We start from the raw sequence: 26,591 nt of genomic DNA, 5'->3' as shown, positions 1-26,591 counted from the left end.
TGCGAAAGAAAGCTTAGTTTACAGATAAGGTTACATCATCCACATACATGTATCCGTAGTAGGAGCCGCTACCAGCGCTCTCATGATCCAGGAACCGTATGCCAATTGTCTGACCAGCATAGCTGGATAGATCAAAATTCATGTATACCCAGGCGCGATCGTTGGTGGTCTTCTGGAAGAGTTGCTGGATCACCTGTCCGCTACTATTGACGATATCAGTCTCTTGCCAGGAATAAGGGCTGGTATCATTGGTAGTAGGCCAGTAGTAGAAACTTAGCGCTGCACTTGTGGATGAGCTAGGAATGGAGACCATCTGGGTAGCGATTGAATCTCCCTGTTGGTTACTGGTAGCGCCAACACGCAACGAATAAGTCCCACTGTGGGCACGGGTTGTCGAACGCGTTGGCAAGGTCGTTCCCGTGTAGGTCCAGTTCCCACTTGTCTCAAAGCCACCGTTTTGGATTAGATTGCCGCTGGTGGGGGTAGCCGTTGGTGTCATCCCGATGGGTGTAGGCGTGGGTGTTACTCCAATCGGTGTGGGCGTGGGCGTTGCTCCAATAGGTGTAGGAGTTGGTGTCGCCCCCGTAGGTGTTGGCGTTGGTGTTCCCCCACTTCCAAATTGGATATCGAGTATCGCGTGTAGCTCGATACCGTTGGGGGCCACTCCCGCCTGACCATGCAGGAAATCGAAAAATCCAACACCGGTTACTGTCACGGGCACGTTCGCTGACTGGAAAGTATCATTAGGTGTGTAGCGGGCATCAAATGCGGCACGAGCTTTCTTGATACTGGGCAGCAATGGACTGGAGGCACCGACGCAAGCCGGGTCGGGGATCTCGACGATCATCGTATTGCCGGAGCCGTCGGCAACGATCAGGTGATAGTCAGAGTCACTTTCCAGCTTGTACTGGGTCAGTGTGTCGTGCAGTTGAAATACAGTGGTCTCGGTCGGCTGAATACGGTTGTTGGATGGCAGGCTACCCGGGATAGTTAGTGCCGATAAGGTGGCAATCGTGGTCTGTGTCACAGATTGGAGATTGATCTTACCAACATCAGCATCAGTGCCAGTCTTGACCGCCCAGCGCTCAACTCCGCAAGATCCGCTGGTACTAAGCGGATTTTTGTTGAGGGTTTCCTGATCTGTATCAGTATCCTTGATGGGGGCTGGCTGATGCTTTTCTCCTTGTACTTGTTGGGTAAACGGTATTACACCGTATATAGAGCCTATACCCACCAGTGCTACCAGAAGCACAGCTACAAGGGCCAGAATGACGCGCCTTCGCATGTAAAGCTCCTTAGCTGAACAGAAACTATCCTTTACTTAATGAGGGGAGGTCTCCTTTGGCAGAGAAGGAGTAGATCGGGATGTTTATTTTTTTCTGTTCTGGAAAATTGTACCATAAAAACATTATTTACATATTATCTATAGGTTAGCTACATATTAATTGTTAATATTTTTTCCAGCGCAGAAAATAGCATTAAAGAATGATGATTGAGCTAGAGCAACTGGAGTAATATATTAAGATTCTGCTATCACAAATAGGTCTAATGCATAGTATGTATTTTTATCGCTCTACCACTTTTTTAGCATAAGCAGTCAGCCTTGCCATTATCTATTCTCTCACAGGTTTGCGAATGTAATGATTGCGACACTGTACTAAAAATATATAGATGGACGCATACAAACCAGCAGATGATGTTTCTCAATCTTTGCATGAAAATTGTACTTGTCCATGACACAATTGTCGGAAGCTTGAATTAATATATTCGATTAAATGAATGATATGGGCTTGTCCTCATCCGGGGTGTTGGGGCCTCACTTTTTGGTATTCATTCGCCACCACGCTACTTTAATGAAGGTGGTAAAACCTAGCCATCCCAGATACGGCACCATCAGCAGCCCGGCTCTCTTCGATACGCGGGCAAACAAGAGCGTGGTCACAAAGCCGGAACCCAGGCCGATGATATCCATCAGCACATACACAGATTTCTGTTTGAGTCGGTAGACGATGGGAATGAACGAGACGTTGTGGAGTAGATGGAGGCCGAAAACTGTCAGTGGTCCGGCAATGGATTTGCTCTTCTGCTGCTGCCACACCTGGAAGAGTGCGCTCCCCATCAGTGTGTAATTGCCCACCCAGACGGTTGGAAAGACCCATTGAGGCGGCCACAGCGGAGGTTTGGGACTCTCATCATACCAGGGCTGCGCTTTCCAGGCTCCTCCCAGAAAACTTCCCAAAAAACCAATGGCCATGCACCCGCCCACGAAGGGGAGCGCCTTGAGCCAGGTAGGAGACGATTGCTTTTTCATGCTTCACTTCTTTCTTTTAATTGATGAACTTTCCTGGCCTTTTTTTCCCGTGTGCACGTCTGAGGCGAGGCATATCGTGACGGAGAAACCAGAGCAAGACGACGACCAGGAGCGAGATCATCACCGTCATGACTCCCCAGACATCGATGGGTAAAGGCAGAAAGGCTAACCCCACCGGGACACCAATAGTGTGCGTAAAACCGTAGAGGACGACAATAAACGCGTTGACCCACAGGCCGGAGGTCAGGAGGCGACGGCGTGGCTCAAAAAGGAGGTGTACTCCGATGAATCCCTGAACCATTGTGATCAACAGGAAGATGATGCCATAGCCGATGAAGATCTCATACTGTTCTGGTAAGAGCCAGAGATGGATGAGTTCGGAGAGAAAGCACATCCCAGCCGCGATGGAGCGCAATCTCTTCGTATGGTGAGCGGCAAACATGGGTGCCGGGCTGCCCATCGTCCCAGACTGCCTGACTGGCAAAGTAGCGTTGGGATGTGGCTCAAATGTGTCTTGTTCCATTAAACCACCTCGAACTGACCCATCATGCGCATATCTTCGTGTTCAGCATTATGGCAGTGAAACATATACAATCCTCGATAGTCCTCAAAGCGCGTGATCACGCGAGCCTTTTCCCCGGCTTTGAGGAAGACCGTATCTTTATAGCCCACATCTTCAGGATCTGGGCGTCGCCCATCACGACTTAGCACCTGGAAATTGACAAGGTGCAGATGGATCGGGTGGTTGCCATCGCTGGTGAACTCCCAGATCTCCGTTGCTCCCAAATGAGGCGTCGCATCGGCCCGATTGGGATCGAAGTATTGCCCATTAATGGTCCACATCCCTAAGCCATAGAAGAATTGAAATGTGCGTGTGACTGAGGCACTGGCTGGCTTGAGGGCATCAAAAGGTGCGAGGGTCGTCGGAATCAGGCTTTCATCTTTGGCCTGGCGAGCCACATCAAAACGCATAATGTCCGCTGTCTGACCCTCACCCAGTAGGTTTCTCAGCACGATCTGTGAGCCGATGGGGTACTGAGAAAAGTCAACAATCACATCAAATCGCTCGGCGGGCGAGATGCGAATGGTTTGGCGTGAGGCTGGAGCAGGAAGCAATCCCCCGTCGCTGCCAATCTGGACAAAGGGCTGATGGGAACTGAGCGCCAGTTGGTACACGCGTGCGTTCGAGGCATTGAGTAAGCGAAAACGATATTTCGTCGCCGACACTTCCAGGAATGGCTGCACGGCTCCATTCACGAGAAGGGTGTCGCCGATCATGCCATTGTAATATTTGCCCAGGACACCTGGCGTGGTCGTCAGGGTTGGATCAAGGGAGGGATAAAAGAACGACCCATCGGCGTTGAAGGTTCGATCAGTGAGCATGAGAGGGATTTCGCGGTCGCCCTTTGGCAATGGAAGCGCATCCTCAATCTCGTCTCGGATCAGATAAAATCCAGCTAAGCCTCGATAGACTTGTGCGCCTGTAAAGTCCATCCGGTGGTCATGATACCATAGGGTGGTCGCGCGCTGTGTATTGGGATAGATATATTCTTTGGCCTGCTGCATGTGCATGTGCAGCGAGCGGCCCAGGCCCGCTGGTGACATAAATTGCCTCATGTGGCTGTCGCTGAGGCTCGCTTGAAAGGGAGAAGGATCTTTCGGGAGAAGGAAATCCATCGCATGCCCATCACTTGATGGAGGCGTATGACCTCCATGTAAATGTGTCGAGACTGGCGCGGGGAGATCATTAATCTGGCGGATGATGGTCTTACGTCCGCTTCTGACCTCGATGGTTGGCCCAGGAAAGATTCCATTGTAGCCCCAGATAGGCGTCTCAAGGCCAGGGAGGAGATGAGCAACTCCTGATTTCTGGGTCATCTCGTAGTAATCTGCCTCACTGTCGCTGCGCACCGGCGCAAGCACAGGAGGAATGGGTAAAGGACGCTGAAAAGGGCGGGTAGCAGGACTGGTCACTGACTCAATGGCGCGGATGCGTGCGAGTGGGATTTGGAGCATCCCAAGAGGGAGAGCCAGTCCTGCCGCGCCAGTTCCGCCCCATTTGAGGACCTGTCGTCGGGTCATCTTCTGCATGATACGTTCTCTTTTCTAGGGGCGCAGCCGCTTGACGTTTCGACTGCCCACGATGCTAACCAATTGGTTGACATTCTTAGTATAGACTATTTTTCTTGAGGTGTCAACCAATTGGTTAGCATTGGGATATTTGAGGGTGGAAAAAGCAGCCAGGAGGCTCCAATGGCCTGAAAAGTAGGAGAATGATGAAGCGGATAATCCTTCTGGAGATCAGGCAAGCGAGTGGAACCATTGCGCAAATTGAGCCAGGATGCCATCGATATCCGTTGGTTGCGTGTGCAACAAGAGACCAATGCCCTGACAAAATGCCATCAATGTGAGCGCCGTGCTCCTGACATCAAGATCTGCCCGAAAACGTCCAGCGGTTATTTCCTGATGAATGAGGCTTTCGAGAGAAGATTGCCACACTGTGACGGCTTCGGAGAGCACGCGATGTGTGGCAGGATCGCGCCGTGCATAGAGCAGTAATTCATCCAATACAAGGAAAACTTCTGGGGCTTCACGTAGTTGATAGGCCAGGTCGGAAAGGTAGCGTTGGCGTAATTGCTCGTTTGGGGGAGTGGAAAGTGAAGAAGCACGAGGCGTTTGGATCACCTCAAATTGATGAACGCAGAAAGCAACCACGGCGTGGATGAGCGCTTCTTTGGTGGGAAAGTAATAGAGTAGCGTTGCGTGATTGAGTCCAATACGAGAGGCGACCTCGCGGATGCGTAGTCCCGCCATCCCTTTCTCGGCAAGCAATTGATAGGCCGATTGCACCAGGCGCAAGCGTTGTTCATCAGTCGAAGTTGTCTGTGAGGCAAAGCGGCGGTTGGTATGATGTGATGTGTTCATAGGAGTCTGCAACCTCCAACAATGAAAGATCTTTCTCGCATTGTAGCGGTTTCGGGTCAGTGTGTCAACCAATCGGTTGAATACTCTCTTAAAAAAGGGATATTGCTCTTCTAAAAGATAAGCCCATCAAGGAAAGATTACCGGCATAAAAAAAGAGCCCTCTTTGGGGCTCTCAAAAAATCTTACTTATAAAGTATACCTGAGGGGTGAGCAAAAGTCAAGGGCTGTTGCAATGTTAGGGTGTCATTCATTTTTTTGCAGAGCCATCTTGAAGCATGCGATGCGAAAAGGTTTGCCTTCCCCAGCGTTTTTGTCCCTCGGTTCGTCCTTTGCGAGAAGAAGGTTGTGGAGCAAACGTAGAGGAAGGCAACCGCAAACAGATGTGCAGAATGAGCGCTCGCAGTTCTTGCGCGCAGCGAGCGCGTCGCTGGAGACTTCGCTGCTGTCGTTGGCCATGGTGATGATCGTTGCGCCAGCGTTGCTGATACTGCCAACTCTCTTCCCAGCGCTCGTTACACATCTCTCCCCGTAAGGCGAGCATGGGATTGACATTGCCCGGCTCCCAATGCATTCCTGCTCCCTTGAGACGGGCTTGCATCACCACTTTGTTGGCGCTTTCGACCATTCCTGAGCCAATGGGCCATCCCTGGGCTTGAAACTGCGGATAGTTCATCTGCGCCAAACGCTTGCCGAAGTAACGGAGCGCATCGGTGACCGCGGGCAACGGCCGAGCACGTTTCCACCACTGCAGATGCCTCATGATGCGTTCTGGCCCCGCATGTTTGAGCTCATGAAGAACCACATTGAGCCAGCGAGCAGGGACATGATAACCCTGCTGTTGTCCCTGTTCGGCGACCTGACCAAGGTAGTGGGCGGCATGGGCAAAATCTAAGATGCGCACCGCATCATGGCGATGTCCATCCACAAAGCCTTGCAGCCACTCGGCGCCATCCTGGATGGCACATACCTGCCTGGCCTGTGCGATCCCTCGCCGCGTCACTTCCGCCGAAGCCAGATCCGCAAAGATTGATGCATCCGCCAACCGCGCAAAGTAGCTATGCTGCTCGGTTTTCGCTGTTGAGGGGTTCACCTGAGCAAATACGGCCATTTTCACTTCACCCCAGATCCCACCGCGCAAGGGCACCATCCCGCCATCACTGCCCATCGCCATCTGCTCCACCACTGGAGCGGCAGGAAGAGGGAAACGAGGTCGGGCGGCTTCGGGATGGGCTTGTTCGCTCTGGATCGCCTCGGCGATCTGTCCTGCCTGCAAGGTACAGCGCCGGACGCTAGCCTCACTGATGCGAATGCCAAGCAACGCCTGCACTTCTTTGGCGGCTTGCCCAAAAGGCAGATGCGTTCCTAAGCGCACCAGACTTTGATGGGCGTGAGGTAACAACGCGGTGGGAGGCAGTTGCAGTTGCTCATCGAGGGGGAAAAAAGCTGTATCCGCAGGCGGGACAGCTCTGGTAGTCACGGCTCACGTTCACTTCTTGCTGTCCTCGTGTTTGAAAGGTTCGGGTACGTGCCCCTCGTTGATGCATGCGTGTGCCGCATTGCGGACACGATCGTGGCCCCTGCTGGGTGGTTTCCCTCTCTGCTTGGGCCATCTCTTCAATGATGCGAGCCCGTACCTGATCGAGTTGGGCATCAATGGCGGCTTCAATTTCGGCCAGGGTGGCTTTGGGATGCTCCTTCTGCCATTGAGCAAGCGTATGAAAGGCTTCTTGACTTTGTTGCTGCCAGCGTTGCTCCAGGTCTTCTGACTTCATGATCGTGCCCACCTTTCTCTTCCTTGCGTTTGAGCTGTTTCTATCTTACCATTTTGGCTCTGCAAAAAAATGAATGACACCCGCAATGTTATTTCATTCCTTCTTTCGGGAGATAGTGATGAATTTGCACACGACCAGCGCTTACGCCAGCAGCCCGCCATCGACCGTCAACGATGTGCCAGTGATGTATGATGCTGCAGGACTGGCGAGAAAGACGATAGCTGCCGCGATCTCTTCGGGCCGACCGTAGCGACCAAGGGCAATGGTTGGCACCAGATTGGCGGCGAAGGGGCCTTGAGCCGGGTTCATGTCGGTATCGATCGCACCAGGTTGTACCATATTGACGGTAATCCCTTTTGGTCCGAGATCGCGCGCCCAGCCCCTGGTGTACCCTGCTATGGCCGCCTTCGTCGCGCTATAGTCTGCCAGACCCGGGGCTCCCACCCGCGAGGCGAACCAGGAGCCGATGGAGATGATACGTCCTCCCTCACCCATGACCTGTGCCGCTGCCCGTACCGCTGTCGCCACACCGGCCAGGTTGACCGCCAGCAGCCGTGCGAAGCTGGTTTCGTCTCTCTGCTCATCGGTTACATTCCCAAAGAGCAGGATTCCGGCGTTATTGACAAGGATATCAAGGTGGCCGAATCGTTCGACAACTCGTTCAATCAACCTTGTGACCTGCACTGCATCAGCCTGATCTGCTCGGAAGGCTGCTGCATGCACGCCTTTTTCCTGTAGTTCACTGACAATAGCCTCTGCTTTCGTAGTCGAGGCGGTATCTGTATAGCTGATCGCGACATCCGCGCCCTGTTCAGCAAGCGCACGCGCCGTTGCCGCACCAATCCCACGTGATCCGCCGGTGACCAGGGCCACCTTTCTAAGTAGTGTCTGTGTCATAGTTTTCTCTATTCCTTTCTATTCTTTTTTGTCTTGTTCGCCTATTAATGTGTCAGGAAGCTGTCAACCAGGTTGGCAATTTCATCCGCCGCCGTATCCAGTGCGAAGTGGCCGCCATCTACTATATGCACTTCGGCTGCAGGTACATCGCGGCGGAACGCTTCAGGCTCGGAAGCGTCGAATGAGAGCTCGTACTTTCCCCAGATAACGAGCAGGTGAGGCTGGTTTTTACGCATCCACTCCTGCCATTTTGGGTAGGATGCGACGTTCGATTGGTAATCGTAAAACAAATCGCTCTGGATGTCGGCCTGGCCTGGCTGGTTAAGGAAGCGGAACTCATCTGTCCAAAGGTCGGGATCGTAGCGATCAGGTTGGGGATCGTTCCCCACATGACGTGTGCGTGTGGTGGCAAGCGAGAGAAGATTCGTACGCAAGCTCTCCTCGTTCGCGGCGCGGTCGGCCCAAAAAGCGCGGCGCGGTTTCCAGTTCTCACCGAGGCCGCTATCGTGTGCCACGGCATCCTGTACGATCAGCGATTGAACGCGCTCCGGATGAGCAAGCGCCAGGCGAAAGCCAACCGGCCCGCCATAGTCTTGCATGTAGAGGGAGTATTTCGTCAGGCCTAATGCTTCGCTAAAATGCTCCATCACGGTCGCAATATTGTCGAAGGTGTAAGCGAATTGTTTGCGATCCGGCCAATCGCTATGGCCGAACCCTGGATAATCCGGGGCAATCAGGTGATAGCGGTCAGACAGGCGCGACAAAAGCGGCTCATACATCCGCGAAGATGATGGTAGTCCATGCAGCAAAAGCAGGGTAGGGGCGTCTTCAGGCCCGGCCTCCCGATAGAAAATGGAAAGGCCATCTACCTGCACGGTGCGATAATACACAGGATTTTTCATCGGATTCTCCTTTTTATTTTTCGTTCCTTATCTTTCATGATCTTTCACGTTTGCTATGTCGGCTAAGTGATCGAGGTCAGCACGCCGCCCAGCAGGAACAGCAGCGCCACAAGCAGCAGCGCGCTATGCATGCCAGCCAGAAATGCGTTCCTCTCACTCAGAGAACCGAGTATTGAGCCTAAGATGGCAACACCAAGCACACCTCCCACCTGGCGGCTCGCATTCAGTAGTGCTGAAGCGACACCTATCTGGCTCCTGGGAACAGTATTAAGGATCGCCGTTGTCATGGCGGGGACCGTCATACCACAGCCAAGGCCAATAATGATTTCTCCGGCCATCAGTAAAAAGATGGTATTGCCAGTTTCGCCCAGCAGGAGCAAGACTGTGCCGAGACAGCCCGCCGCCAGTCCTCCGATCATCGGCCGGCGCGTGCCCAAACGTGCGGTGATCCTCCCTGAGAGCAGGGCTGTGCTCCCTGTCGCGACGGTGATTGGCAACAGCGCAACTCCTGCCAGTGCTGCCGGGTAGTGATAGATATCCTGAAAGAACAGGGAAAGGACAAACAGGACACCATACAGGCCAAAGTTGAGGATGCACCCCACCAGTATTGGCATGCTAAAGGCGGCCGCTGAGAAGAAGTGCAAGGGAAGCATAGGTGTACTGTGCCTCATTTCGATGAGCAGGAAGCCACCAGTTGCTCCTATGCACAGCACAAACATGCCGACGATCTGCGGAGAGATCCAGCCCTGGCTTCGCCCCTCGATGAGTGCGTAGGTTAGCGTGGCAAGGGCAACGATCACGCATGCCTGTCCCCATAGATCACGTTTCAGTGCTGTTGTACGTGGCGTCTCGCTGACGAAACGCATGGTGAGAGCGAGGGCGAGAAGACCCAGGGGCACGTTCAACAGAAATATGCTGCGCCACCCTAGCATTTCAACCAGCATTCCACCTATGACGGGGCCTCCTGCCAACCCGATGCCTGAACTTCCTGCCCAGATACCGACCGCCCTGGCCCGTTGACCAGGATTCTGAAAACCGTGCGAGATCAAAGAGAGCGAGCTGGGAACCAGCAGCGCGGGCCCCACTCCTTGAAGCACCCGTGCCGCTATCAAGGTATTGAGCGAGGGAGCAAGGCTACAGAGGAGCGATGCCCCTGTAAACAGCAAGTAACCCATCAGAAACGCGCGCTTATGCCCGAGTCGATCTCCGAGCGTGCCCGCGCTGAGCAGCAAGCTCGCAAAGGTCAGCGTATAGCCGTTGACCACCCATTGCAATCCTTCAAGCGAGCCATGCAGATCATGCTGCATAGCCGGAAGCGCCACATTGACGACGGATGTATCAAGAATAACCATGAAGAACCCGAAGCAGATGGCGGTCAACCCAAGGGCGTGCAGCGCCCCTTTTTCTGACGGGGCCGATGTTGCCTGTTGTTCTATTCGCATTCTTTTGTTGTAACCTCGTGATCTTATTTGTGCTGCCTTCCGTTGTGGAGAAGCGGCTTCTGCACCTACTCTAGCATGAACCTGGCGGGACATGCGCCCATATTCTTGCGCGTGAGTAACATATTCTTGCGCTGTTAACGGTAGTCCTTTGGGGCCAGTCCGGTGAGGCGCTTAAAGTGCAGTGCCAGGTGGCTTTCATGCGCGAAGCCTACCGCGTGGGCGATGGTGGTGAAAGACCAGTTTGTTGTGGTCATCAGCAGTTTGGCGCGTTCAACGCGGCGCTGGATGACATAACGATGGGGTGGAAGGCCGATAGATTCTTTGAAGAGGCGCGCGAAGTGGTAGGGGCTGAGATGTACGGCGGCCGCGATATCTGAGAGCGCGATATCCTCAGCGAGATGTTCTTCGATATACGTGATGGCAGGCCTTAGCGTCGTTCTTGTCAGTCTATTGGGCTTTGAGAGCGCGGGCTGTTTCACCGAAGAGTGATTCCTGAGGAGGTGGATACCCAGTATATTGGCCAATGATTCCACATAGAGCTTTCCCCAAGACCATCTGAGCGCAGCTCTGAGAGCAGCGAGAGCGCGATAGACTCGATCTGTGGATCGAAGGCGCCGAGCGTATCAATGAGCTCCACGCTATCAGGATTGATATCTGCTGAGGCAGCAACCCTTTGGATGAGCTTAGGAGAGAGATACAGATGCAGATGTCGCACCTCTTCCTCGCGTTCCAGGTGCCAGTTTGTCGGTGCTCCTGCGGGCAGAATAACCAGGTTGCCAGTTTTGAGGTGTGCCTGCCGCCCAACAAGATGTTCCTGGATTTTAGCAGGGGGACCGAGATTGATGACGAGGACGTGACGGGGGATAGCAGGCAAGGCAAAGTCATCGTGCGGATGGACGACTTCTGCAATATCAAGTCCATTCCAGCCCATACCGCTGCTCGATTGAACGATGTGCTCAGGCGGAACGTCAAGTGTTCTTTCCGAAAAATCATCCTTAAAAAACAATGCTTCCATTGTCCTGCTGCCTTTCAGTCAGTCGGGAGAAAATTGGAGTGAACCCTCAGTACCAGTGATAGCAATATACCATACTTTTGATATGATGTGTGCTCTGGTGACAAATCCGCATGGAGAAGAAAATGCGATCCCTGCATTACATTCATCCTGATATTATTACACTACAACTTCAAAGACTGCATCCAGGACCACCGGGGTTCGAACGGGTAAGCTATAAACTCCCGAGACCAGGCGGGTATGCCCCTGTTCCTTCCCAAAGATCTGTGCCAACAGATCTGAGGCACCGTCGGCCACCCCTGCATGTTGCGTAAAGGACTCGGTCGTCGCCAGTGCTATTCCAACGCGTACCACTTTCTGAATACGATCCACATCGCCCAGGAAATGGCTCGCCGCTGCCAGTGCGTTCAAGGCTGCATATCTGGCTGCTTCTTGTCCCTGCTCCAACGTCAGATCAGCACCCAACCGGCCTGTGAACAGGAGCTTCCCATTAACAAAGGGTAGTATGCCACTGGTGAAGAGCAGGGTCCCTACCAACGAGGTCTCCACATAGTTCCCAAGGGGAATCGGAGGCGTTGGAAGCTGGATGCCAAGCGCTTCCAGCCTCTCGCTATGCTTCTTTCCTGGACCGTTTCGATTACCATTTGCCTGCATGTGCTCCTCCATCCACGGATATGATTTCGCCGGTGACAAAGGTGGCCGCGTCTAAATACAGGATTGCATCCACAACCTCAGATGCCTGACCCATACGTGCGATCGGATGCATGTTGCGGAGGAAACCATAATCATCGTTTTTGTGTAGAGGGGTATCAATGTTGCCCGGGGCAACAGCATTGACGCGAATACCTTCACCCGCATACTCAATGGCCAGGGCTTTTGTCACCGTGTTTAAGCCACCTTTTGTTAAAAGAGCCATGGATGCCGAAACGCCTGCAACCGGCTGATCGGCTAGCGTGGTGGTAATGTTTACAATATGCCCCGAGTACTGTTTTTGCATCTGCTCAATAGCATACTGTGTTACAAAGAAGAAGCCCACCAGGTTCGTTCTGACCAGGCGCTCAAAATCCTGCATACTATAGTCAGTAAAGGGTTTTGGGATAAAGATCCCGGCGTTATTCACGAGCAGATCCACCCTGCCAAACCGTTGGACAGCTGTGTCTACTACCTTTTTTGCGGTCTCCTGATCGGCAATATCACCGTCAACGAGGGCGAGGCGCTCCGAAGCGGCCAGTGTTCCCGCACTTGTAATAGTGCGCGAGTTGGCGACGACCTGATATCCCCGCGCAAGTAAGGTATGCGTAAGTTCAAGGCCGATTCCTGATGAAGCTCCGGTTACCAGGGCAGTTTTTTTCTCAGACATGGTTGTTTTCTTCCTTCTTTCTTTCACGCTTTAGAGTGATGGATGGTTATCCATGAAAGCAGTGTGGCTTACTCACAGCTGCTTTCATGGATATATGTATAGAGAAAGGAGATGATCGAGTCCTTCAAACGGTTCTGCTCCGCCTTTCTCTTGCCACAAGAGTACCTCAGAAGGAAATTGCAAGCGCCTATATTCTTGCGCAATTTGAATAGAATCTTGCGCCACATACCAGGGTCTTTTACTGCTCGTCCAGAGATCACTGGCAAGCGATACGATACCCCTTCTTTCTGGTGTGGAGAGTGTATGATGGGCGGCCGCAGCCTCCTCCCTCCCGCAAAGATGGAGATCACGGGCAAGCGATACGATACCCCTTCTTTCTGGTGTGGAGAGTGTATGGTGGGCGGCCGCAACCTCCTCCCTCCCATAAAGATGGAGATCACGGGCAAGCGATACGATACCCCTTCTTTCTGGTGTGGAGAGTGTATGGTGGGCGGCCGCAGCCTCCTCCCTCCCGTAAAGATGGAGATTACGAACAAGCAATTAGGATATCTCTTCTTTCCGGTGTGGAGAGTGTATGGTGGGCGGCTGCGGCCGCCCACCATACACTCTCCACACTCCCAACCCGGCGCCGCAGGCGCCAAAGAGGAACAGTAAAAAGCCCCGATTAATTCATGAATAACCTTGACGTTAACGTTAATCTTATTGTATACTTAGAGGGAGCTGGTAATGTTACCTCTATTTATCACGCTCATTTTGACTTCAAAACCATTGATTGCGTTTATATTTGCTAATGGTTCTCACTATTCTTTTAAGAATAGAAAAGGATGGTTCGTATAGCGAAAATTATATTCACACCTAAAAATCTATAGATCGGAAATCACTTTTAATGCAAACTACCAAGCAAAACGGAATACAAATATCGGGTCCACTAACGGAACCACAAACCGGGAAATTCCTGCAAACGTTTCCCGCCTTAAGCCACCGCAACTTCAGATTATTCTGGTTTGGGCAGCTTATCTCATTAATCGGCACATGGATGCAAACCACCGGACAGGCCTGGCTGGTGTTGCAATTAACCCATAACTCTCTGGCTCTGGGAACGGTGGGCGCCCTGCAATTCTTGCCGGTGCTGCTGTTTACTTTGTTTGGAGGAGTGCTTGCCGATAGGCTACCCAAGCGTAGAGTGCTCTTATGTACACAGACATTTGCGTGTTTGCTGGCGACGACCTTATTCACTCTTTATATAACTCATACGATTCAACTCTGGCATATTTATATCCTGGCTTTCCTGCTGGGTGTAAATAATTCGCTGGATATGCCGACGCGCCAATCATTTGTGGTAGAGATGGTAGGGCGTGATTCGCTGGCCAATGCCGTGGCACTTAATTCGTCTGTCTTTAATATGGCCAAGATCGTGGGCCCTGGCGTAGCTGGCTTGGTTATTGCGCGCTTCGGTGAAGGACCCTTGTTCCTGGGCAATGCGATCAGCTTTATTCCGGTCTTGATCAGCTTGATGTTGCTTGATCCAACGAAGCTCTTCGCTGTGAAGCGCAAAGTTTCGGCTACATCGGTTAGTCCATTGAAGAGCCTGCACAATGGTCTGAATTATGTCTGGAAGACGCCAGCCATTTTCTTGATTATCGCTGTAGTTGGTGTGGTCTCTCTGTTTGGCATTAACTTTAATGTGGTTGAGCCACTGATTGGTACCGAACTGCTGCATCAAGGTGCGCAGGGCTTTGGCTTGATCTCGTCATCGTTCGGCGTAGGCGCTCTGATTGGCGCGCTCTCGATTGCCGCGGGTAATAAAGCTCCCAGTTTTAAGAAGATGCTGACACGGGCGGCGCTGTTCTGTGTTGGACTCGCGCTGGTTGGACTCTCGCATAATTACTTTTTATCGCTGGCTTTAGCTATGGGTACTGGCTTCTGTATGATTACCTTTGCCGCTACCGCCAACACGACCCTGCAAACGATCGTTCCCGATCATCTGCGTGGCCGTGTCATGAGCGTCTATATGCTGGTCTTCAACGGCACAACGCCTATCGGTAATCTCTTTACCGGTTGGTTGGCGGGCGTGATCGGTATCTCGCTGACCCTGATCATCAATGCTCTGATCAGCTTTATTGCTGTCGTGGTTGGTTGGGTGAGACGCGCGCCGGCAGAGGCTGACCTGAAGCAGTCTCTCGCTCCCGAAAAATTATAAGTTTAAATATGCCAGTGACCACGACCCTGTAACAAGGGTGGTGGTCACTTTTTTTGTGATTTTATTTGCGCATAGAATGCTATTACCCACCTGCGCTGTTCTTCAGTTTCTGGGACCACATAGCCTCTGGCCTTGCTTAGCTCTTCAAACGCCCGCTCTGGCGTGAAGCCATTGAGTATCAGCAGGCTGGCGGCGATCAGGATAGCCCGGCCCAGTCCCTGACGACAATGGATGGCGATATGTTGTCCTTGCGTGAGGTGTGTATTTAAGCGCTCCAGAAAGGTAAAGGTTGGCTTCGAAAAAGGTGGCACGCTGCGATCCTCAATCGGAAAATTAGCATAGCTGATCCCTTGTGCCAGACAATATGTTTCCTCTTCCTCCAACTCGAAGTTGTTGACTTCATCTATGGTCAGCAACGAAACCAGCACATCCACCCCTGCCTCGCGCAACCCCTTCATCTCATCAACCAGCCAATCGCCGCCCCGTGGACGAGCCGTAATGCTCACCTGGCCAGCAGGTAGTCCTCGTATCGAATATAGTTGTGCCCGCATATTCAACCCCCTTTAATTTTTTTGTGTGAATTCGCCCTGTAGGTGCGACCCTCTGCGGTCGCTTGCCGCCCCGGTAGGGCGGCCCCGTATCCTCACCACGCGGTTGCTTGTCTCTGAGACCTCGGCCCACGCGGTGCCCAAACACGGGCGCTGCTTTTGGGCACTGCGTGAAGGAAAGGGTCATGTCACAAGGCACGCCAGCGCTGGGATACGGGGCCGCCGGCTCTGCGGAGGGCGGCAAGCGATCGCAGAGGGTCGCACCTACAGGGCCGAAACCTTGTATCCTATGTTATTCTTTTTTCTTGTTGCTATTTGTACCTGTTTTGACACTATTTATGGCTGTGCTACATATTATAACAGGGATGGTCTTCTGCGATGTTGTCCCCATGCTAAGGTTAAAAAGATACCTGGTCTGAAAGGTTGATCATTCATGCAAGCAGTCAACGTTCCAGTACAGCAAGCGGCTGATCTTTTAGTACATAAGAAAACACATTTCGCGTTATGGCGTCCCGCCGTAACCGATCCCGCTCCTAGGTTGATAATTGGGAGCTTCCAGCCGGGCGAGCCGCCAACTCTGACGCAAGAACAGACATTTACATTATCCCCTTCGGCAAAGGGGCCTGATCTGTGGGATATCGCAGCCAAAGATTGTCTGCTTGAGAATGGCAAAGTATATCACTATTGGTTTGAGGTGACGGATACGAACCTCTATAAAGAGAGTCATCCACGTATCCTTTGTACCGATCCTTTTGCTATGAGTGTCGATTGGCGCTTGCTGGCCCCGCGCCTCGATGATCCTGGATTTGGGGAGGAGGACCGTTATCCCGCTAGCGTGGTGCTCTATAAGGATGGTGAGTTGTTGCCATGCGATCCAGATGGGCAGCAGCCAGATTGGCGTGGTGAGCCTCCATTGAAGGAGTTGCCGGTCAATACACAGCTGGTTATTTATGAGCTGCCAACGGCCTGGGCGCGTACGCGTAAAGAGGGTGGCGTAATGGTCGCGGGCGGCACGTTCCGCGATGTGCTGGCCCTGGTAGATCCGGCTGCGGTCCCTTTTAGCTTCTTTGGGCTGGCGGTATTACAAGAGGGACGTGCGCACCTGCGCGACCTTGGCATTACTGCCCTTGAACTGTTACCTCCGGCCGATAGCTATGTTAAAGGTGGTTGGGGCTATGCGACTACCAACTATCTGGCCGCCGATTATGATCTTGGTCGCTACGGTAGAGGCAGCAAGCCCGCGCCTATTACTGAACTGGCGCGTTTGATCCGAGCCTGCCATCAGATGGGAATTCGTTTTTTTGATGATGTGGTGATGGCCTTTTCTGCGCGCAACCCGTACCGCTCGATCAACTTCCCAGATTTCTTTGTCAAAGCTGATTCCGGCGATCCTGAGGAATATTCGGAGGGTGTGCGGCGCGATGGCTTTGGCAGCGATCTCTTTAAATATCACCATGAGATTGAAAGCTATGATCCTTACTCGGGCGAGAAGCAGACACTGAATCCCGCCAGTTCGTTTATGTTTACTTACCTTGACCATTGGATGCGCTTTTATCGTATTGATGGTGTGCGTATTGATAGCATCGTTAATATTGCGAGCTGGGATTTTGTGCAGCGTTTCAAAGGGGTCGGCCATAGTACCTATCAAGCTCGTTGGAGTGAACAAGGGAATGAGCCAGAGCAGGCTGGCGCGCGTTTCCTGGTGGCCGGTGAAGAGCTGGCGATGCCGCTGGACCTCATTCATCAGCAGCGCATTGATAGTCTGTGGAATGAGTACTTTAAGCGCTATGTGCGGGCACTCATTACGGGCCGCAACCATCCAGACGAGCAGAACTTTGAGAATACTGTCAAGAAGATGGTTGACTGCCGCTTGCTTGGCTTTGGGGATGGTTCGCAGGCAATCAATTATGTGACTTCGCATGATGTTGAGGGCTATGGCAATGAGCGACTCTATGATTTCCTGGAGAGCAACGGGATTATAGAGAAGGAGCAGCGTATCAAGCTGGCCTTTAGTTGCCTGATTACCTCGGTTGGTGTGCCGATGATCTTTGCGGGTGAAGAGTTTGCTGACCAGCACGATGTGCCTGCTGAGGGTCCAGATAAGCAGCTGGATGCAGTCAATTTTGAGCGCCGTGATGATCCCTGGCGTGCTCGTATTGTGGATCATGTGACGCGACTGGTACATCTGCGTACCTATTATGAGGCGTTATGGACCAATGATACGACTTTTATCCATAGCGATTTTTCTGAGGGAAAGCGTGTAATGGCCTGGGTGCGTGGACAGGTTGATAGCCGGATATGGTGGTTATCGTTGCGAACTTTAGCGATTATATGACTCCCAATGCCAATGATAAGGGTTCTGAGTATGTTGTTAATAACTGGCCGCAGTTGCCTGAAGGGCTGCGCTGGTATGAAGTTACTCAGGATCGCATTGTCCCGAAACAGTGGGCTGGTCGCGAGCCTATCTTTCCCTGGGAAGCCAAGGTTTACGCTGCCGTTTGATCTATCAAACTACAGTCGAGCTAGCAGATAGCTCAAAGGCAACCATGAAAATCACCTCCCTATGCTCACTTGCTGTCGAGAGGATGTACAGAAAGTGTACATAGGGAGGTGCTTATATTGCTTGCTCTAAACTAAGATCTAACTTGCTTAAGAGTGCTGGAGCCTCAATGCAGCCGCAATCTCATTAAGGAACGCATTTTCAGCCTGGGATATCTGTTCGCCTCCAAAGAGACCCAGGAAGCCACCTTCACGCGCTGCGGCTGCAACATTATAAGCAAATGAGTAGACGAATTGCTTATAGATGACTGCATCGCGTGGGGACGTTCTTTCGAGGATAGCCGCACTGCGCTGACTGGACGATAGGGCAGTGTTGCGGGCCATCTCTGGATTCTGTGTTGCTTGCCGTATATCGCCAAATGGACTCTGCCTGCCGGCACGCATATCTTCTAGCCCTTTGGTGAGTTGCTGACCCAGTTGTGCTAGCAATGGGCTGGTATTTCCCTGCGCTTGCAGGGCTTGAATACTCTTGCCGATGGCCATGGCCTCCTGGACCATACCAATCAAACCTGTAGGCGAAACTGACATCATGGCCAGGCTAACCTGTATCGGCGTTGCTACAAGTGTCTGCCACTCTTGTTGATTGAATGGCAGACCACCGGGGACAGCATAATTGGTAACTGCTGGTGCCTGCTCCTGACGGTTTACGGTGCCACCCATAGCGGTCCCTTGAGCAGATGTGCTCATGGTGCCACTGCGGAAAGACTCCTGGCCGGGCATATTACTAGCTTCGCGCTGATAGGTCTCCTGACCAGGTCGGTTCCAGGAACCTTGTTGACCTGGCTCCTGATTAGGTGGTGGAGTAGCATCTCTTCGATAGGGCTCCTGACCAGGTCGGTTCCAGGAACTTTGTTGACCTGGCTCCTGATTGGGCATTGGCGCCGCATCTCTTCGATTGGGTTCCTGACCAGGCTTGCTCCATGGATTCTGTTGATAGGGATCTTGCTCTGGAGGATTCATATCGCTCCGCCGATAGGGATCTTGACCTGGAGGATTCATGGCTTCTGTGCGGTAAGGATCTTGCTCTGGATTATTTGTCGCTCCGCCTGTGTATGGGTTTTGATTGGGATTGTTCATCCCTTGATTAGGATTTTGCATGTTGTGCTCCCTGGCCGTTCCCTGGCTGCGACTCCATCCAATTGTATCCGTCAATGTTGTTTGTTCACATACATGTGCTGCCCTACACTTGACTGCCCTCTAGAGAAAGGTTTAGATCATTCCTATTATATGCTGCCTATGCAAACTCTTGAATGAAGCTTGCCTCCTGCGGCGGCTAGATTGCTTGTTTGTTTACTCAACAAAGGCATCTTCCCTATTCAAGGGAAGATGCCTTTGTTGAGTAGGGTTTGATTATTACAATTACTCTCTATCCCCTACCAGATCGTGTGTCAGGGTGAAGTGGGTACCGTTCGGCTGTTGAAAGATGGCGTATTCTTTCAGAGGCTGCAGAACAAAGTTATCCACCACCAGGGATGCGTTGGCTTGTGCCTTGAGCGTCACCGTAAGTGTATGTTGGCCGCTGGTTAATGAGAAGGAGTTCCTGGGCCCCACAAGAGTCAGATAATCACTGTCAGGTGAGCTCTGAACCTGTATCGTGCTAACATGATGTCCATCGATACCTATCTCCAGCGCGAGTGTACCTGTTATTGTGTGTGGTTTGATCAGCGCGGCAGAGAGGATATACTCACCTTTGCGCGCAATCTGCAGATCTTGCTGTAGTTGATCATTATTAGACATCTTTACTATTTGTCCGCTGTATTGAGCTTCACCTGTCCAACTGCTGGTTGGTGTAATGACCTGCGGGGTTCCTTCAGTTATCTTGCAGGCTTCGGCTTCATAGATGCTGGCCGTATGCCGCTCAACGGTTTTGACATTCACCATATCCAATGCTTTAGCGTTTTGATTGACGGTCTGGAGCGCCATTAAAGCTTCGATAGTTGATTCAGCACCTGAATTCAAGCTGACTTTTCCGGTTGTGCCGTCTAAACCATCGTATCCGCGACCGCTGGCGGGATCATACATGGCGAAATGGGCATCGTTGTTTCCTGTAAACCAGGAGGCGGCGATCCCGGCATCGCGTGCATACCTGGTGTCATGTGTAGCCTGATAAACCGCCATGAAGCCCTGGGTCAACATATCGACTCCATAAGCGATCTGTCCATCTTTATAAGGTGTCGGTGCCATTAGATTAATCATGCCCGTAACAAGGAGGTGGCTAAATAATTGGTCTGCCTCCTGTTTTGCCGATGCTATCCATGCATTTTGATGCAGAAGCATTCCAGCCCTGGCCAGGGCAAAAGATTGTCCACTGCCGTATGCATGCCAGAGGCTCACTGAACCATTCCAGTCCAGGTGGGCTCCAAATGGGAACTGCGTATTGGAACCATATTGATACTCAGCAAGGCCGCGACCAACTTTGAGCATAGAATCCTTAACCGCATTCAATGGCTGTGCTGGTAAAATTCAGCAGTGACTGGCCCTAGCAATGTGTTCGACATAGCATCGAAACCGTCGATCCAGGCAGGTATCTTATACCCGTGCAGACTGATGTACGAGCCGTAGTTAGGGTTGATTTTCTGTTGCAAGGCAGTATTTGCCAGTAAAAAACTACTTTGCAATTTTCCTGCAAAGGAAGGATCGACATTTTTGAATACATTGTAGCCATAGCCAAGAGCCCACATGGCGCGCATTGCCCACCAGTCAAATGACTTTTTGCTTGTGGCACCATCAGTATTAATCGAGAGGTCAGACTTAATGAAATTATAGAACTCGCCGTCATTTGCCTCCATGTGCATGACAAAATTTAGCGTTCCTCGTGCCTTATCCAGTGATTGCTCGTTATGCGTTTGTTTGTAATCATTTAAATACACAACCACTGCGCGTGCAGCATCATCAACGCATGCAATACCTTCTCCTGGTGCATCTACCCACTTATAATCGGGATATTCCGAATAAACATGAATGATCAACATCTGCTTACCGCCTATAGTTATCTGTTGGCTTAAAGCATTGAGATGGGCCAGGTTGATAGCTGTTGAAGAAGTTGCCTGTGTCTTTGTTTGTACTGGCGTTGCTTGTTCGGCAAGAGCCGGTGCCCCCACTGGCAATGTAAACAAGAAAGCCAGTAGCGCCAGCGCTACTTTCACTTGAATGGACTTCATACAAATCTCCTTCGATTCACAATGTTTCTTAATTTCTCTGCCTCTTTCTTGATGAAAAAGTTTTGGAAGCGGTTACAATGATTATACCATAAGCGCAGCAAGGAATGCTAATATATCGCATAAGTGAAGTGATAAATACTAATATGCCTTATTAAGTACTTTGAAATTTTCTTTGTAATTGGAGATTCAGAGTTAGTTGTCATTTCTCAGGTAAATTAAATTGGTTGAGCGGCATGCGCTTTTTGACATGCGTACAAGACGAACAGCGTTTGGTCGAGGGGAACCAGCGTGAGGCGATGAAGATCTCCCCCCGGCACGTGCCATCTTGGTCTTCAAAAACTGCAGGAGTTGTCCCATCGCCGCATCCGGCACGGCACGTGAGAGCTTGCGATTGGCCATCATCCCCAAGAGGTTGAGGTCCTCGACGCCAATGGTCCCGCAGGTTCGAGCCAGTTCGGTGGTGAATTTGTGCTGGATATCTCGACGGATGTTGGCGATCTGCTGATGCTTGCGTGCCACCTTCACCCGCTGCTTCTGATAGTTCTCGCTGAACGTGGTTTTCCCCGTGTGCGGGTCTTTGGTCTTCTGTTTGCGGCTGAGGTGACGTTGGAGTTTGCCGAGCTTATTGAGATGGCGTGCGAGTGGCTTTTGGTTCTCAAGCACTCGTCCATCGCTCACCACGGCAGCTTGTTTCACTCCCACATCCACTCCCACAACTGGTCCCGGAGTCGGAGGCAAGGGCTTCTTGATCTCCATCTGAATGCTCACATACCAGTGATCAGCCTCACAGGAGACGGTGGCTCCGAGAATCTTGACCGACTCACAGGGCACCTGTTTCCGTTTGTTGCGCTTCTTCGTTGGGGGAGTCACCTTTCCCATCTCGACAAAACGCAGCTTTTCTGCCAGATTGACCGTTCCAAGTTTTCTCCTGAGGTTGCCTCGCTCCTTTTCCTGCTTCCGTGTCAAGAGCTAGCTCTTGGCTCCTTTCCTCGGCTACTGCCCTCTTCTCACACACGCTTTTTATAGGCCCGCATCGCAAAGATGTAGGCCACAACCAGAATGCCGACGCACCATGCAAGAGCAGCCCATATATTATGAGACACTGGCTGTCCAGCTAGTAACGCACGGATGGTTTCCACGATCGCAGTCACTGGCTGGTTTTCGGCAAAGACCCTGACGACCAGCGGCATCGACCTGGTTGGCACAAACGCCGAGCTGATAAAGGGCAGGAAGATAATCGGATACGAAAATGCGGTTGCACCGTCTGTCGATTTTGCGGTCAGTCCAGCAATCACTGCCACCCAGGTTAATGCCAGCGTGAACAACGCGAGGATGCCGACGACGGCCAGCCATGACAGGATGCTCGCTGACGAACGAAAGCCCATGATCAACGCGACAAGAATGATGACTACCACCGAAATCGCGTTGGAGACCAGCGAGGTCAGAACATGCCCCCACAGCAGGGTGGAAGGGGCAATCGGCATAGAGCGGAAGCGCTCAATGATCCCCTTTTGCACATCGGTAAACAAACGGTACGCTGTATAGGATATGCCGCTCGCAATCGCAATCAGTAAGATTCCAGGTAATAAGTAATTAACATAATTCGCTGTCCCGGTTTGAATGGCGCCGCCGAACACATACACGAACAGCAACATAAACGCAATAGGCATGATGGTGACCGTGATGATGGTGTCCATACTGCGGAAGATATGGCGCATGGAACGACCAAGCATCACACTCATATCGCTGAAAAAGTGGTTCTGTATCGTTTCCATTTACTGGTCCTCCTTTTTGCCAATGATGGTAAGAAAGATCTCCTCCAGGGTTGGTTGTTTTTCCACATACTCCACCTCAGCAGGTGGGAACAGCTTTTTAAGCTCCACTAGTGTGCCGCTGGCGATAATCTTGCCCTCGTGGAGAATGGCGATGTGATCAGCAAGCTGTTCCGCCTCTTCCAGGTACTGCGTGGTCAAGAAGACGGTGATGCCACTATCAGCAAGCTCCTTCACCACTTTCCACACCTCGATGCGTCCCTCGGGGTCAAGCCCGGTGGTCGGCTCGTCAAGGAAAAGGATCGGCGGCGTTCCTACCAGGCTCATGGCGAGGTCAAGTCTGCGGCGCATCCCTCCTGAATAGGTCGACGCCCTGCGGTTGGCGGCGTCGGATAAACCGAAGCGTGTCAGCAAATCGTCCGCAACCTGGCGCGGCTGTTTGAGGTGTCGGAGCCTGGCAATCATGATCAGATTTTCTTGCCCGGTCAACATCTCATCCACGGCGGCAAATTGCCCGGTCAGACTAATTGATTGCCGCACGTTGTCTGGCTTTGACGTAACATCAAATCCGTTGACGATGGCCGTTCCACCGTCTTGTTTGAGCAGCGTAGTGAGGATTTTGACCAGCGTTGTCTTGCCTGCGCCGTTAGAGCCAAGCAGGGCAAAAATGCTGCCCTGTTCCACGGTGAAATTCACGCCTTTTAAAACATTGAGCTTCTTGTATGATTTTTGTAGATCTTTCACCTGAATTGAAGTGTTTTGCACAATATTTTCCTTATGCTAGAACTGTCACCTTCGATACATCAGCTTCCAGGCCTTTGAGCGCGGCATATGTTACCTTATCCATCTTCGCACCGTCAAAGCGAATGGATTTCATAGCACGGTAATATTTCTTCGACCAGAGAGACCGCGAGCGGAAAGACACCTGTTTGAGTGTCGCGCCCTGAAACGAAACGCCATTGAGTGCCGCGTCGTCAAACGTGACGCCGATAAAGGTCTGCCCATCAAATCGCAGTCCGCGCAGATCCGAATAGGTGAAGTCCACGCCGAGAAAGAGACAGCGTTCAAAGATTGTTTTTTTCAGGTTGGTCAGAGTCAAGTTGACATCCGTCAGCTTGACGTGGATGTATTTTGCTCCGGCCAGCCCCGACTTGCTGAAGTTGGTGCGCACAAGGATAGCTTCACGGAAGTTTGCATCCACAAGGTCAAGGGTGGAGAAGTCGCAATCGGTCAGATTGGCGCCAGCAAAATTGGCTTCACGGACATCACTGTTCCGAAACGAGCTCCCAGTGAGGTCTGCGCCCGTAAAGTCAGAGCCGCGCAACGCACTCGCTTGAAAATTTCCTTGATGCGCGATCACGCCCGCAAAGTCGCTCTTTGGCAGATTGCTCGCACTCAAGTTGATGAACACCTGCCGCTCCAGCGAGCGCGAGAGGTTGGCGACCTCCTGGACGGTTTGCTCAATATCGCCGATACTCTCAATGGTCATGTCAAAGGCTGTTTCATCATCCTTGCCCTCGGCTTTTAGTTCACGGAAGCGCTCCTGCAAATCGGAAAGCAGATCAGCCTTTAATTCGGTCGCGCTTTTCACCCCATCGTAGGGAGCAAAAACGCCGTTGACATAGTTGGTCAATTTCTCATTCATAACAACACATTTCCTTTACAAGAGGTTCTCCAGCACGCGCTTCGCGTACTCCCAGTTGTTTTTGTTGCGATCGTACGTGGCTTTCCCTTTTTCAGTAATCCTGAAGTATTTCCGCCTTCCGCCCTGAGATTCATCGCCCCAATACCACTCGATATCACCGTCCATCTCAAGCCGCCGGACGCTGGAGTACATCGTGGCTTCCTTTAATTCATATTCACCACCCGAACGCTCAGCAATCAGCTTGACAATCTCGTAGCCGTAGCGGTCAGCTTCCGATAAGAGCCGTAAAATCATCGTATCGGTATGTCCGCGTAGCAGGTCGGAGGTCAGTTTGTTTTCACTCATATCATCACCTCGTATTTGGATTATACACCACAGTACTATGATTGTCAAGGTAGTATTTCAATTGTAATACTTTGTTTGGTGAATCAACTAAAGGACACCTGTGTGTTTGTGGTTATCTTGACCACTCACCGGGCAGTGTTTCTCCTGTATGTGCCTATATTTTGATCTACCACGGATGATTTATTGACTTTTTTGTGTTGAAGTAAATAGAATGATTAGAAATTATGGATAGTTAAAGGGTATCGGAGTCCAATGAATGCATCGTCTTCACATGAATCCCAAAATTTCGGTTAGTGTTGTATTTGTCGCGGCCATGTTTATGAGCATCATGGATGGGACTATTGTAACTGTCGCCTTGCCTTCATTGGGTCGGCAGTTTGGAGTGTCGGGCGCGGGTATTGATGCGGTTGTGGTTGGCTATCTGGTGAGCCTGGCAGTGGTTATTCCCGCATCGGGTTGGCTGGGTGATCGTTTTGGCACCAAGCGTATCTTCTTGAGTGCACTGGCCCTCTTTAGTATTACTTCCGCCATGTGTGGCCTGGCAACAAGTTTGCCTATGTTGATTGTTTTTCGTATTTTGCAGGGATTGGCTGGTGGGGCTTTGACTCCGGTTGGTATGGCCCTTCTCTATCGTACATTTCCACCTGCTGAGCGTGTACAGGTATCGCGTATTCTGAACATTCCTACTGTCTTTGCGCCCGCGATGGGGCCTGTTCTGGGTGGTATCTTGATCACGCAGTTCTCATGGCGCTGGGTCTTCTTTGTGAATGTTCCGATTGGTATTCTGGCTTGTTTGTTTGGACTCCTCTTCTTGAATGAGTATTACGAAGAGTCGGTGAATAGCTTTGATGTGCTGGGTTTTATCCTGGCGGCCGTCGGTCTCTCATTGGCGATGTATGCTTTGAGCGAGGGGCCAAATTATGGTTGGAGCTCCGTTGGCATTCTGGGTAGTGGTATCGTGGGTGTGCTTATTCTGGTTGCTTTTGTCTTTATCGAGTTACGCTCTTCACATCCTATGCTGGACTTGCGACTGCTGAGCAACCGGGTTTTCCGTACTTGCAATCTGCTCTCGCTCTTCTCGGGCGCAGGTTTTCTAGGATTGCTCTATGCGGCCCCGCTCTTTCTCCAGGAGGGGCGTGGCGTATCGGCGCTTACCTCGGGCCTGACCACTTTCCCTGAGGCAATTGGTGTGCTGGTCTCGACCCAGATCGCTGCCCGTCTCTATCCACGTGTGGGGCCGCGTCGCTTGATTGTGACTGGATTGATGGGTGTGACTGTTTTTATGGTGTTGATGAGCTTCATAGGACAGAATACCAGCCTGTGGTTGATGCGTGGTTTGATGTTCTTGATTGGTGCTGGTATGGCTAATGCTTTTCTGCCGGTGCAGGCGGCCGCTTTTGCGACCATTTCTCCTGCCGCAACAGGTCACGCCTCGGCGCTCAATAATGCTCAGCGACAAATTGGTTCTTCGCTTGGAGTCGCTATTATCAGTACTGTTATCAGTATTGTTGGTATAACCCAGTTGAGCCATAGTGGTGCCGTCGTCCCTAACCTGAATGCCTATCATGCCGCGTTTATTACCTCGGCCGTCCTGGTTTTTATTGCCGCGCTGATCGCCTTCAAGGTCCGTGACAGTGATGCTGCCTCTACTATGCAGAGTAAAGAGAAAGATAGTGAGCAGGCTACCTCGCAAGAAGCCTCTCTAGAAGCAGCGTTAAACGTAAATGCTAGCGTTTAACG

26 protein-coding genes and 1 pseudogene are annotated in these 26,591 nt (G+C 51.7%); 4 read left to right on the top strand and 23 right to left on the bottom strand.

Translation table 11 applies throughout. The annotated features are described in order from the left end of the window. Nucleotides 1-13: 13 nt before the first annotated feature. The 14 genes from EL645_RS40100 to EL645_RS31905 all read right to left on the bottom strand — a co-directional run bounded on the left by EL645_RS40100 (nt 14) and on the right by EL645_RS31905 (nt 12,621). The gene (locus EL645_RS40100; protein ID WP_126556526.1) at nt 14-1,285 is read right to left on the bottom strand and encodes a M6 family metallopeptidase; all 1,272 of its coding nucleotides are present in this window, start codon (nt 1,283-1,285) and stop codon (nt 14-16) included. 531 nt (nt 1,286-1,816) lie between these two features. Further along, nucleotides 1,817-2,311, bottom strand: coding sequence for a TspO/MBR family protein (locus EL645_RS31965; protein WP_126556525.1), 495 nt, complete (start codon nt 2,309-2,311; stop codon nt 1,817-1,819). A 16-nt stretch (nt 2,312-2,327) separates the two neighbouring features. Next, a complete protein-coding gene (locus EL645_RS31960; protein WP_126556524.1) occupies nt 2,328-2,834 on the bottom strand; it encodes a hypothetical protein in 507 nt (168 codons plus the stop codon). Further along, nucleotides 2,834-4,402, bottom strand: a complete 1,569-nt coding sequence (locus tag EL645_RS31955; protein ID WP_126556523.1) for a multicopper oxidase domain-containing protein — start codon at nt 4,400-4,402, stop codon at nt 2,834-2,836. Before EL645_RS31955 ends, EL645_RS31960 begins: the two co-directional genes overlap by 1 nt. 210 nt (nt 4,403-4,612) lie before the next feature. After that, nucleotides 4,613-5,236 (bottom strand): TetR/AcrR family transcriptional regulator, encoded by a 624-nt coding sequence (locus tag EL645_RS31950; RefSeq protein WP_126556522.1) that lies wholly within the window; start codon nt 5,234-5,236, stop codon nt 4,613-4,615. Nucleotides 5,237-5,483: 247 nt separating this feature from the next. Next, a complete protein-coding gene (locus EL645_RS31945; protein ID WP_126549265.1) occupies nt 5,484-6,713 on the bottom strand; it encodes an ISKra4 family transposase in 1,230 nt (409 codons plus the stop codon). Further along, nucleotides 6,661-7,008 (bottom strand): hypothetical protein, encoded by a 348-nt coding sequence (locus EL645_RS31940; RefSeq protein ID WP_126549266.1) that lies wholly within the window; start codon nt 7,006-7,008, stop codon nt 6,661-6,663. The genes EL645_RS31945 and EL645_RS31940 overlap by 53 nt, the downstream gene beginning before the upstream one ends. A 141-nt stretch (nt 7,009-7,149) precedes the next feature. Further along, nucleotides 7,150-7,905 carry an SDR family NAD(P)-dependent oxidoreductase gene (locus EL645_RS31935; RefSeq protein ID WP_126556521.1) on the bottom strand — a complete coding sequence of 252 codons (756 nt, stop codon included), beginning with the start codon at nt 7,903-7,905 and terminating at the stop codon, nt 7,150-7,152. A gap of 44 nt (nt 7,906-7,949) precedes the next feature. Continuing rightward, a complete protein-coding gene (locus tag EL645_RS31930; RefSeq protein WP_126556520.1) occupies nt 7,950-8,807 on the bottom strand; it encodes an alpha/beta fold hydrolase in 858 nt (285 codons plus the stop codon). Between the two features lie 62 nt (nt 8,808-8,869). Next, on the bottom strand, nt 8,870-10,249 hold the full coding sequence (locus tag EL645_RS31925; RefSeq protein ID WP_161977861.1) for an MFS transporter: 1,380 nt from the start codon (nt 10,247-10,249) through the stop codon (nt 8,870-8,872). A 134-nt stretch (nt 10,250-10,383) separates the two neighbouring features. After that, on the bottom strand, nt 10,384-10,728 hold the full coding sequence (locus EL645_RS31920) for a helix-turn-helix domain-containing protein (protein WP_161977860.1): 345 nt from the start codon (nt 10,726-10,728) through the stop codon (nt 10,384-10,386). After that, nucleotides 10,725-11,264, bottom strand: a complete 540-nt coding sequence (locus tag EL645_RS31915) for an AraC family ligand binding domain-containing protein (RefSeq protein WP_126556517.1) — start codon at nt 11,262-11,264, stop codon at nt 10,725-10,727. Before EL645_RS31915 ends, EL645_RS31920 begins: the two co-directional genes overlap by 4 nt. A gap of 156 nt (nt 11,265-11,420) precedes the next feature. After that, on the bottom strand, nt 11,421-11,915 hold the full coding sequence (locus EL645_RS31910) for a RidA family protein (RefSeq protein ID WP_126556516.1): 495 nt from the start codon (nt 11,913-11,915) through the stop codon (nt 11,421-11,423). Beyond that, a complete protein-coding gene (locus EL645_RS31905) occupies nt 11,899-12,621 on the bottom strand; it encodes an SDR family NAD(P)-dependent oxidoreductase (protein WP_126556515.1) in 723 nt (240 codons plus the stop codon). The genes EL645_RS31910 and EL645_RS31905 overlap by 17 nt, the downstream gene beginning before the upstream one ends. 886 nt (nt 12,622-13,507) lie before the next feature. Here EL645_RS31905 and EL645_RS31900 point away from each other — a divergent pair. Continuing rightward, nucleotides 13,508-14,821 carry an MFS transporter gene (locus EL645_RS31900; protein ID WP_126556514.1) on the top strand — a complete coding sequence of 438 codons (1,314 nt, stop codon included), beginning with the start codon at nt 13,508-13,510 and terminating at the stop codon, nt 14,819-14,821. 44 nt (nt 14,822-14,865) lie between these two features. Here the strand turns inward: EL645_RS31900 and EL645_RS31895 are convergent, their stop codons facing one another. Next, nucleotides 14,866-15,372 carry a protein-tyrosine phosphatase family protein gene (locus EL645_RS31895; protein ID WP_126556513.1) on the bottom strand — a complete coding sequence of 169 codons (507 nt, stop codon included), beginning with the start codon at nt 15,370-15,372 and terminating at the stop codon, nt 14,866-14,868. Nucleotides 15,373-15,802: 430 nt separating this feature from the next. On the opposite strand from EL645_RS31895, the gene EL645_RS31890 reads away from it, so the two are divergent. After that, complete coding sequence (locus tag EL645_RS31890; RefSeq protein ID WP_218032157.1) at nt 15,803-17,704, top strand: alpha-amylase family glycosyl hydrolase; 1,902 nt, start codon at nt 15,803-15,805, stop codon at nt 17,702-17,704. Next, the gene (locus tag EL645_RS41670; RefSeq protein WP_218032156.1) at nt 17,668-17,871 is read left to right on the top strand and encodes a hypothetical protein; all 204 of its coding nucleotides are present in this window, start codon (nt 17,668-17,670) and stop codon (nt 17,869-17,871) included. The genes EL645_RS31890 and EL645_RS41670 overlap by 37 nt, the downstream gene beginning before the upstream one ends. A 147-nt stretch (nt 17,872-18,018) precedes the next feature. On the opposite strand, the gene EL645_RS31885 is transcribed toward EL645_RS41670, so the two are convergent. The 8 genes and pseudogenes from EL645_RS31885 to EL645_RS31850 all read right to left on the bottom strand — a co-directional run bounded on the left by EL645_RS31885 (nt 18,019) and on the right by EL645_RS31850 (nt 24,851). After that, nucleotides 18,019-19,026 (bottom strand): hypothetical protein, encoded by a 1,008-nt coding sequence (locus tag EL645_RS31885; RefSeq protein WP_126556512.1) that lies wholly within the window; start codon nt 19,024-19,026, stop codon nt 18,019-18,021. A 261-nt stretch (nt 19,027-19,287) separates the two neighbouring features. Continuing rightward, nucleotides 19,288-20,352 (bottom strand): hypothetical protein, encoded by a 1,065-nt coding sequence (locus EL645_RS31880; protein WP_126556511.1) that lies wholly within the window; start codon nt 20,350-20,352, stop codon nt 19,288-19,290. Nucleotides 20,353-20,369: 17 nt separating this feature from the next. After that, nucleotides 20,370-21,089, bottom strand: a complete 720-nt coding sequence (locus EL645_RS31875) for a hypothetical protein (RefSeq protein WP_126556510.1) — start codon at nt 21,087-21,089, stop codon at nt 20,370-20,372. A 226-nt stretch (nt 21,090-21,315) separates the two neighbouring features. Then, nucleotides 21,316-22,049, bottom strand: a pseudogene (locus tag EL645_RS31870) (RNA-guided endonuclease InsQ/TnpB family protein); the annotation flags it as partial. Between the two features lie 47 nt (nt 22,050-22,096). Next, nucleotides 22,097-22,864 carry an ABC transporter permease gene (locus EL645_RS31865; RefSeq protein WP_126556509.1) on the bottom strand — a complete coding sequence of 256 codons (768 nt, stop codon included), beginning with the start codon at nt 22,862-22,864 and terminating at the stop codon, nt 22,097-22,099. After that, nucleotides 22,865-23,626 (bottom strand): ABC transporter ATP-binding protein, encoded by a 762-nt coding sequence (locus EL645_RS31860; RefSeq protein ID WP_126556508.1) that lies wholly within the window; start codon nt 23,624-23,626, stop codon nt 22,865-22,867. Nucleotides 23,627-23,636: 10 nt separating this feature from the next. After that, on the bottom strand, nt 23,637-24,506 hold the full coding sequence (locus tag EL645_RS31855; protein ID WP_126556507.1) for a pentapeptide repeat-containing protein: 870 nt from the start codon (nt 24,504-24,506) through the stop codon (nt 23,637-23,639). A 15-nt stretch (nt 24,507-24,521) separates the two neighbouring features. Continuing rightward, nucleotides 24,522-24,851, bottom strand: a complete 330-nt coding sequence (locus EL645_RS31850) for a PadR family transcriptional regulator (protein ID WP_126556506.1) — start codon at nt 24,849-24,851, stop codon at nt 24,522-24,524. A 271-nt stretch (nt 24,852-25,122) separates the two neighbouring features. Here EL645_RS31850 and EL645_RS31845 point away from each other — a divergent pair, with 271 nt between their 5' ends. Beyond that, a complete protein-coding gene (locus tag EL645_RS31845; RefSeq protein WP_246035644.1) occupies nt 25,123-26,589 on the top strand; it encodes an MDR family MFS transporter in 1,467 nt (488 codons plus the stop codon). Nucleotides 26,590-26,591: the final 2 nt, after the last annotated feature.

The organism is Dictyobacter kobayashii, assembly GCF_003967555.1.
Taxonomy (GTDB): Bacteria; Chloroflexota; Ktedonobacteria; order Ktedonobacterales; family Ktedonobacteraceae; genus Dictyobacter; species Dictyobacter kobayashii.
The sequence above is the reverse complement of the archived record's forward strand: the minus strand, read 5'-3'. Positions and strand labels throughout refer to the sequence as shown.

What these genes read in the sequence shown, in the direction of transcription:
- EL645_RS31850 (WP_126556506.1), bottom strand. Translation starts at nt 24,851, where the DNA reads ATGAGTGAAAACAAACTGACCTCCGACCTGCTACGCGGACATACCGAT.
- EL645_RS31955 (WP_126556523.1), bottom strand. Translation starts at nt 4,402, where the DNA reads ATGCAGAAGATGACCCGACGACAGGTCCTCAAATGGGGCGGAACTGGC.
- EL645_RS31905 (WP_126556515.1), bottom strand. Translation starts at nt 12,621, where the DNA reads ATGTCTGAGAAAAAAACTGCCCTGGTAACCGGAGCTTCATCAGGAATC.
- EL645_RS31930 (WP_126556520.1), bottom strand. Translation starts at nt 8,807, where the DNA reads ATGAAAAATCCTGTGTATTATCGCACCGTGCAGGTAGATGGCCTTTCC.
- EL645_RS31875 (WP_126556510.1), bottom strand. Translation starts at nt 21,089, where the DNA reads ATGAAGTCCATTCAAGTGAAAGTAGCGCTGGCGCTACTGGCTTTCTTG.
- EL645_RS31845 (WP_246035644.1), top strand. Translation starts at nt 25,123, where the DNA reads ATGAATCCCAAAATTTCGGTTAGTGTTGTATTTGTCGCGGCCATGTTT.
- EL645_RS31915 (WP_126556517.1), bottom strand. Translation starts at nt 11,264, where the DNA reads ATGGAAGCATTGTTTTTTAAGGATGATTTTTCGGAAAGAACACTTGAC.
- EL645_RS31885 (WP_126556512.1), bottom strand. Translation starts at nt 19,026, where the DNA reads ATGCAAAATCCTAATCAAGGGATGAACAATCCCAATCAAAACCCATAC.
- EL645_RS31890 (WP_218032157.1), top strand. Translation starts at nt 15,803, where the DNA reads ATGCAAGCAGTCAACGTTCCAGTACAGCAAGCGGCTGATCTTTTAGTA.
- EL645_RS31910 (WP_126556516.1), bottom strand. Translation starts at nt 11,915, where the DNA reads ATGCAGGCAAATGGTAATCGAAACGGTCCAGGAAAGAAGCATAGCGAG.
- EL645_RS31960 (WP_126556524.1), bottom strand. Translation starts at nt 2,834, where the DNA reads ATGGAACAAGACACATTTGAGCCACATCCCAACGCTACTTTGCCAGTC.
- EL645_RS31855 (WP_126556507.1), bottom strand. Translation starts at nt 24,506, where the DNA reads ATGAATGAGAAATTGACCAACTATGTCAACGGCGTTTTTGCTCCCTAC.
- EL645_RS41670 (WP_218032156.1), top strand. Translation starts at nt 17,668, where the DNA reads ATGGTGGTTATCGTTGCGAACTTTAGCGATTATATGACTCCCAATGCC.
- EL645_RS31925 (WP_161977861.1), bottom strand. Translation starts at nt 10,249, where the DNA reads ATGCGAATAGAACAACAGGCAACATCGGCCCCGTCAGAAAAAGGGGCG.
- EL645_RS31935 (WP_126556521.1), bottom strand. Translation starts at nt 7,905, where the DNA reads ATGACACAGACACTACTTAGAAAGGTGGCCCTGGTCACCGGCGGATCA.
- EL645_RS31965 (WP_126556525.1), bottom strand. Translation starts at nt 2,311, where the DNA reads ATGAAAAAGCAATCGTCTCCTACCTGGCTCAAGGCGCTCCCCTTCGTG.
- EL645_RS31880 (WP_126556511.1), bottom strand. Translation starts at nt 20,352, where the DNA reads ATGCTCAAAGTTGGTCGCGGCCTTGCTGAGTATCAATATGGTTCCAAT.
- EL645_RS31950 (WP_126556522.1), bottom strand. Translation starts at nt 5,236, where the DNA reads ATGAACACATCACATCATACCAACCGCCGCTTTGCCTCACAGACAACT.
- EL645_RS31895 (WP_126556513.1), bottom strand. Translation starts at nt 15,372, where the DNA reads ATGCGGGCACAACTATATTCGATACGAGGACTACCTGCTGGCCAGGTG.
- EL645_RS31940 (WP_126549266.1), bottom strand. Translation starts at nt 7,008, where the DNA reads ATGAAGTCAGAAGACCTGGAGCAACGCTGGCAGCAACAAAGTCAAGAA.
- EL645_RS31900 (WP_126556514.1), top strand. Translation starts at nt 13,508, where the DNA reads ATGCAAACTACCAAGCAAAACGGAATACAAATATCGGGTCCACTAACG.
- EL645_RS31865 (WP_126556509.1), bottom strand. Translation starts at nt 22,864, where the DNA reads ATGGAAACGATACAGAACCACTTTTTCAGCGATATGAGTGTGATGCTT.
- EL645_RS40100 (WP_126556526.1), bottom strand. Translation starts at nt 1,285, where the DNA reads ATGCGAAGGCGCGTCATTCTGGCCCTTGTAGCTGTGCTTCTGGTAGCA.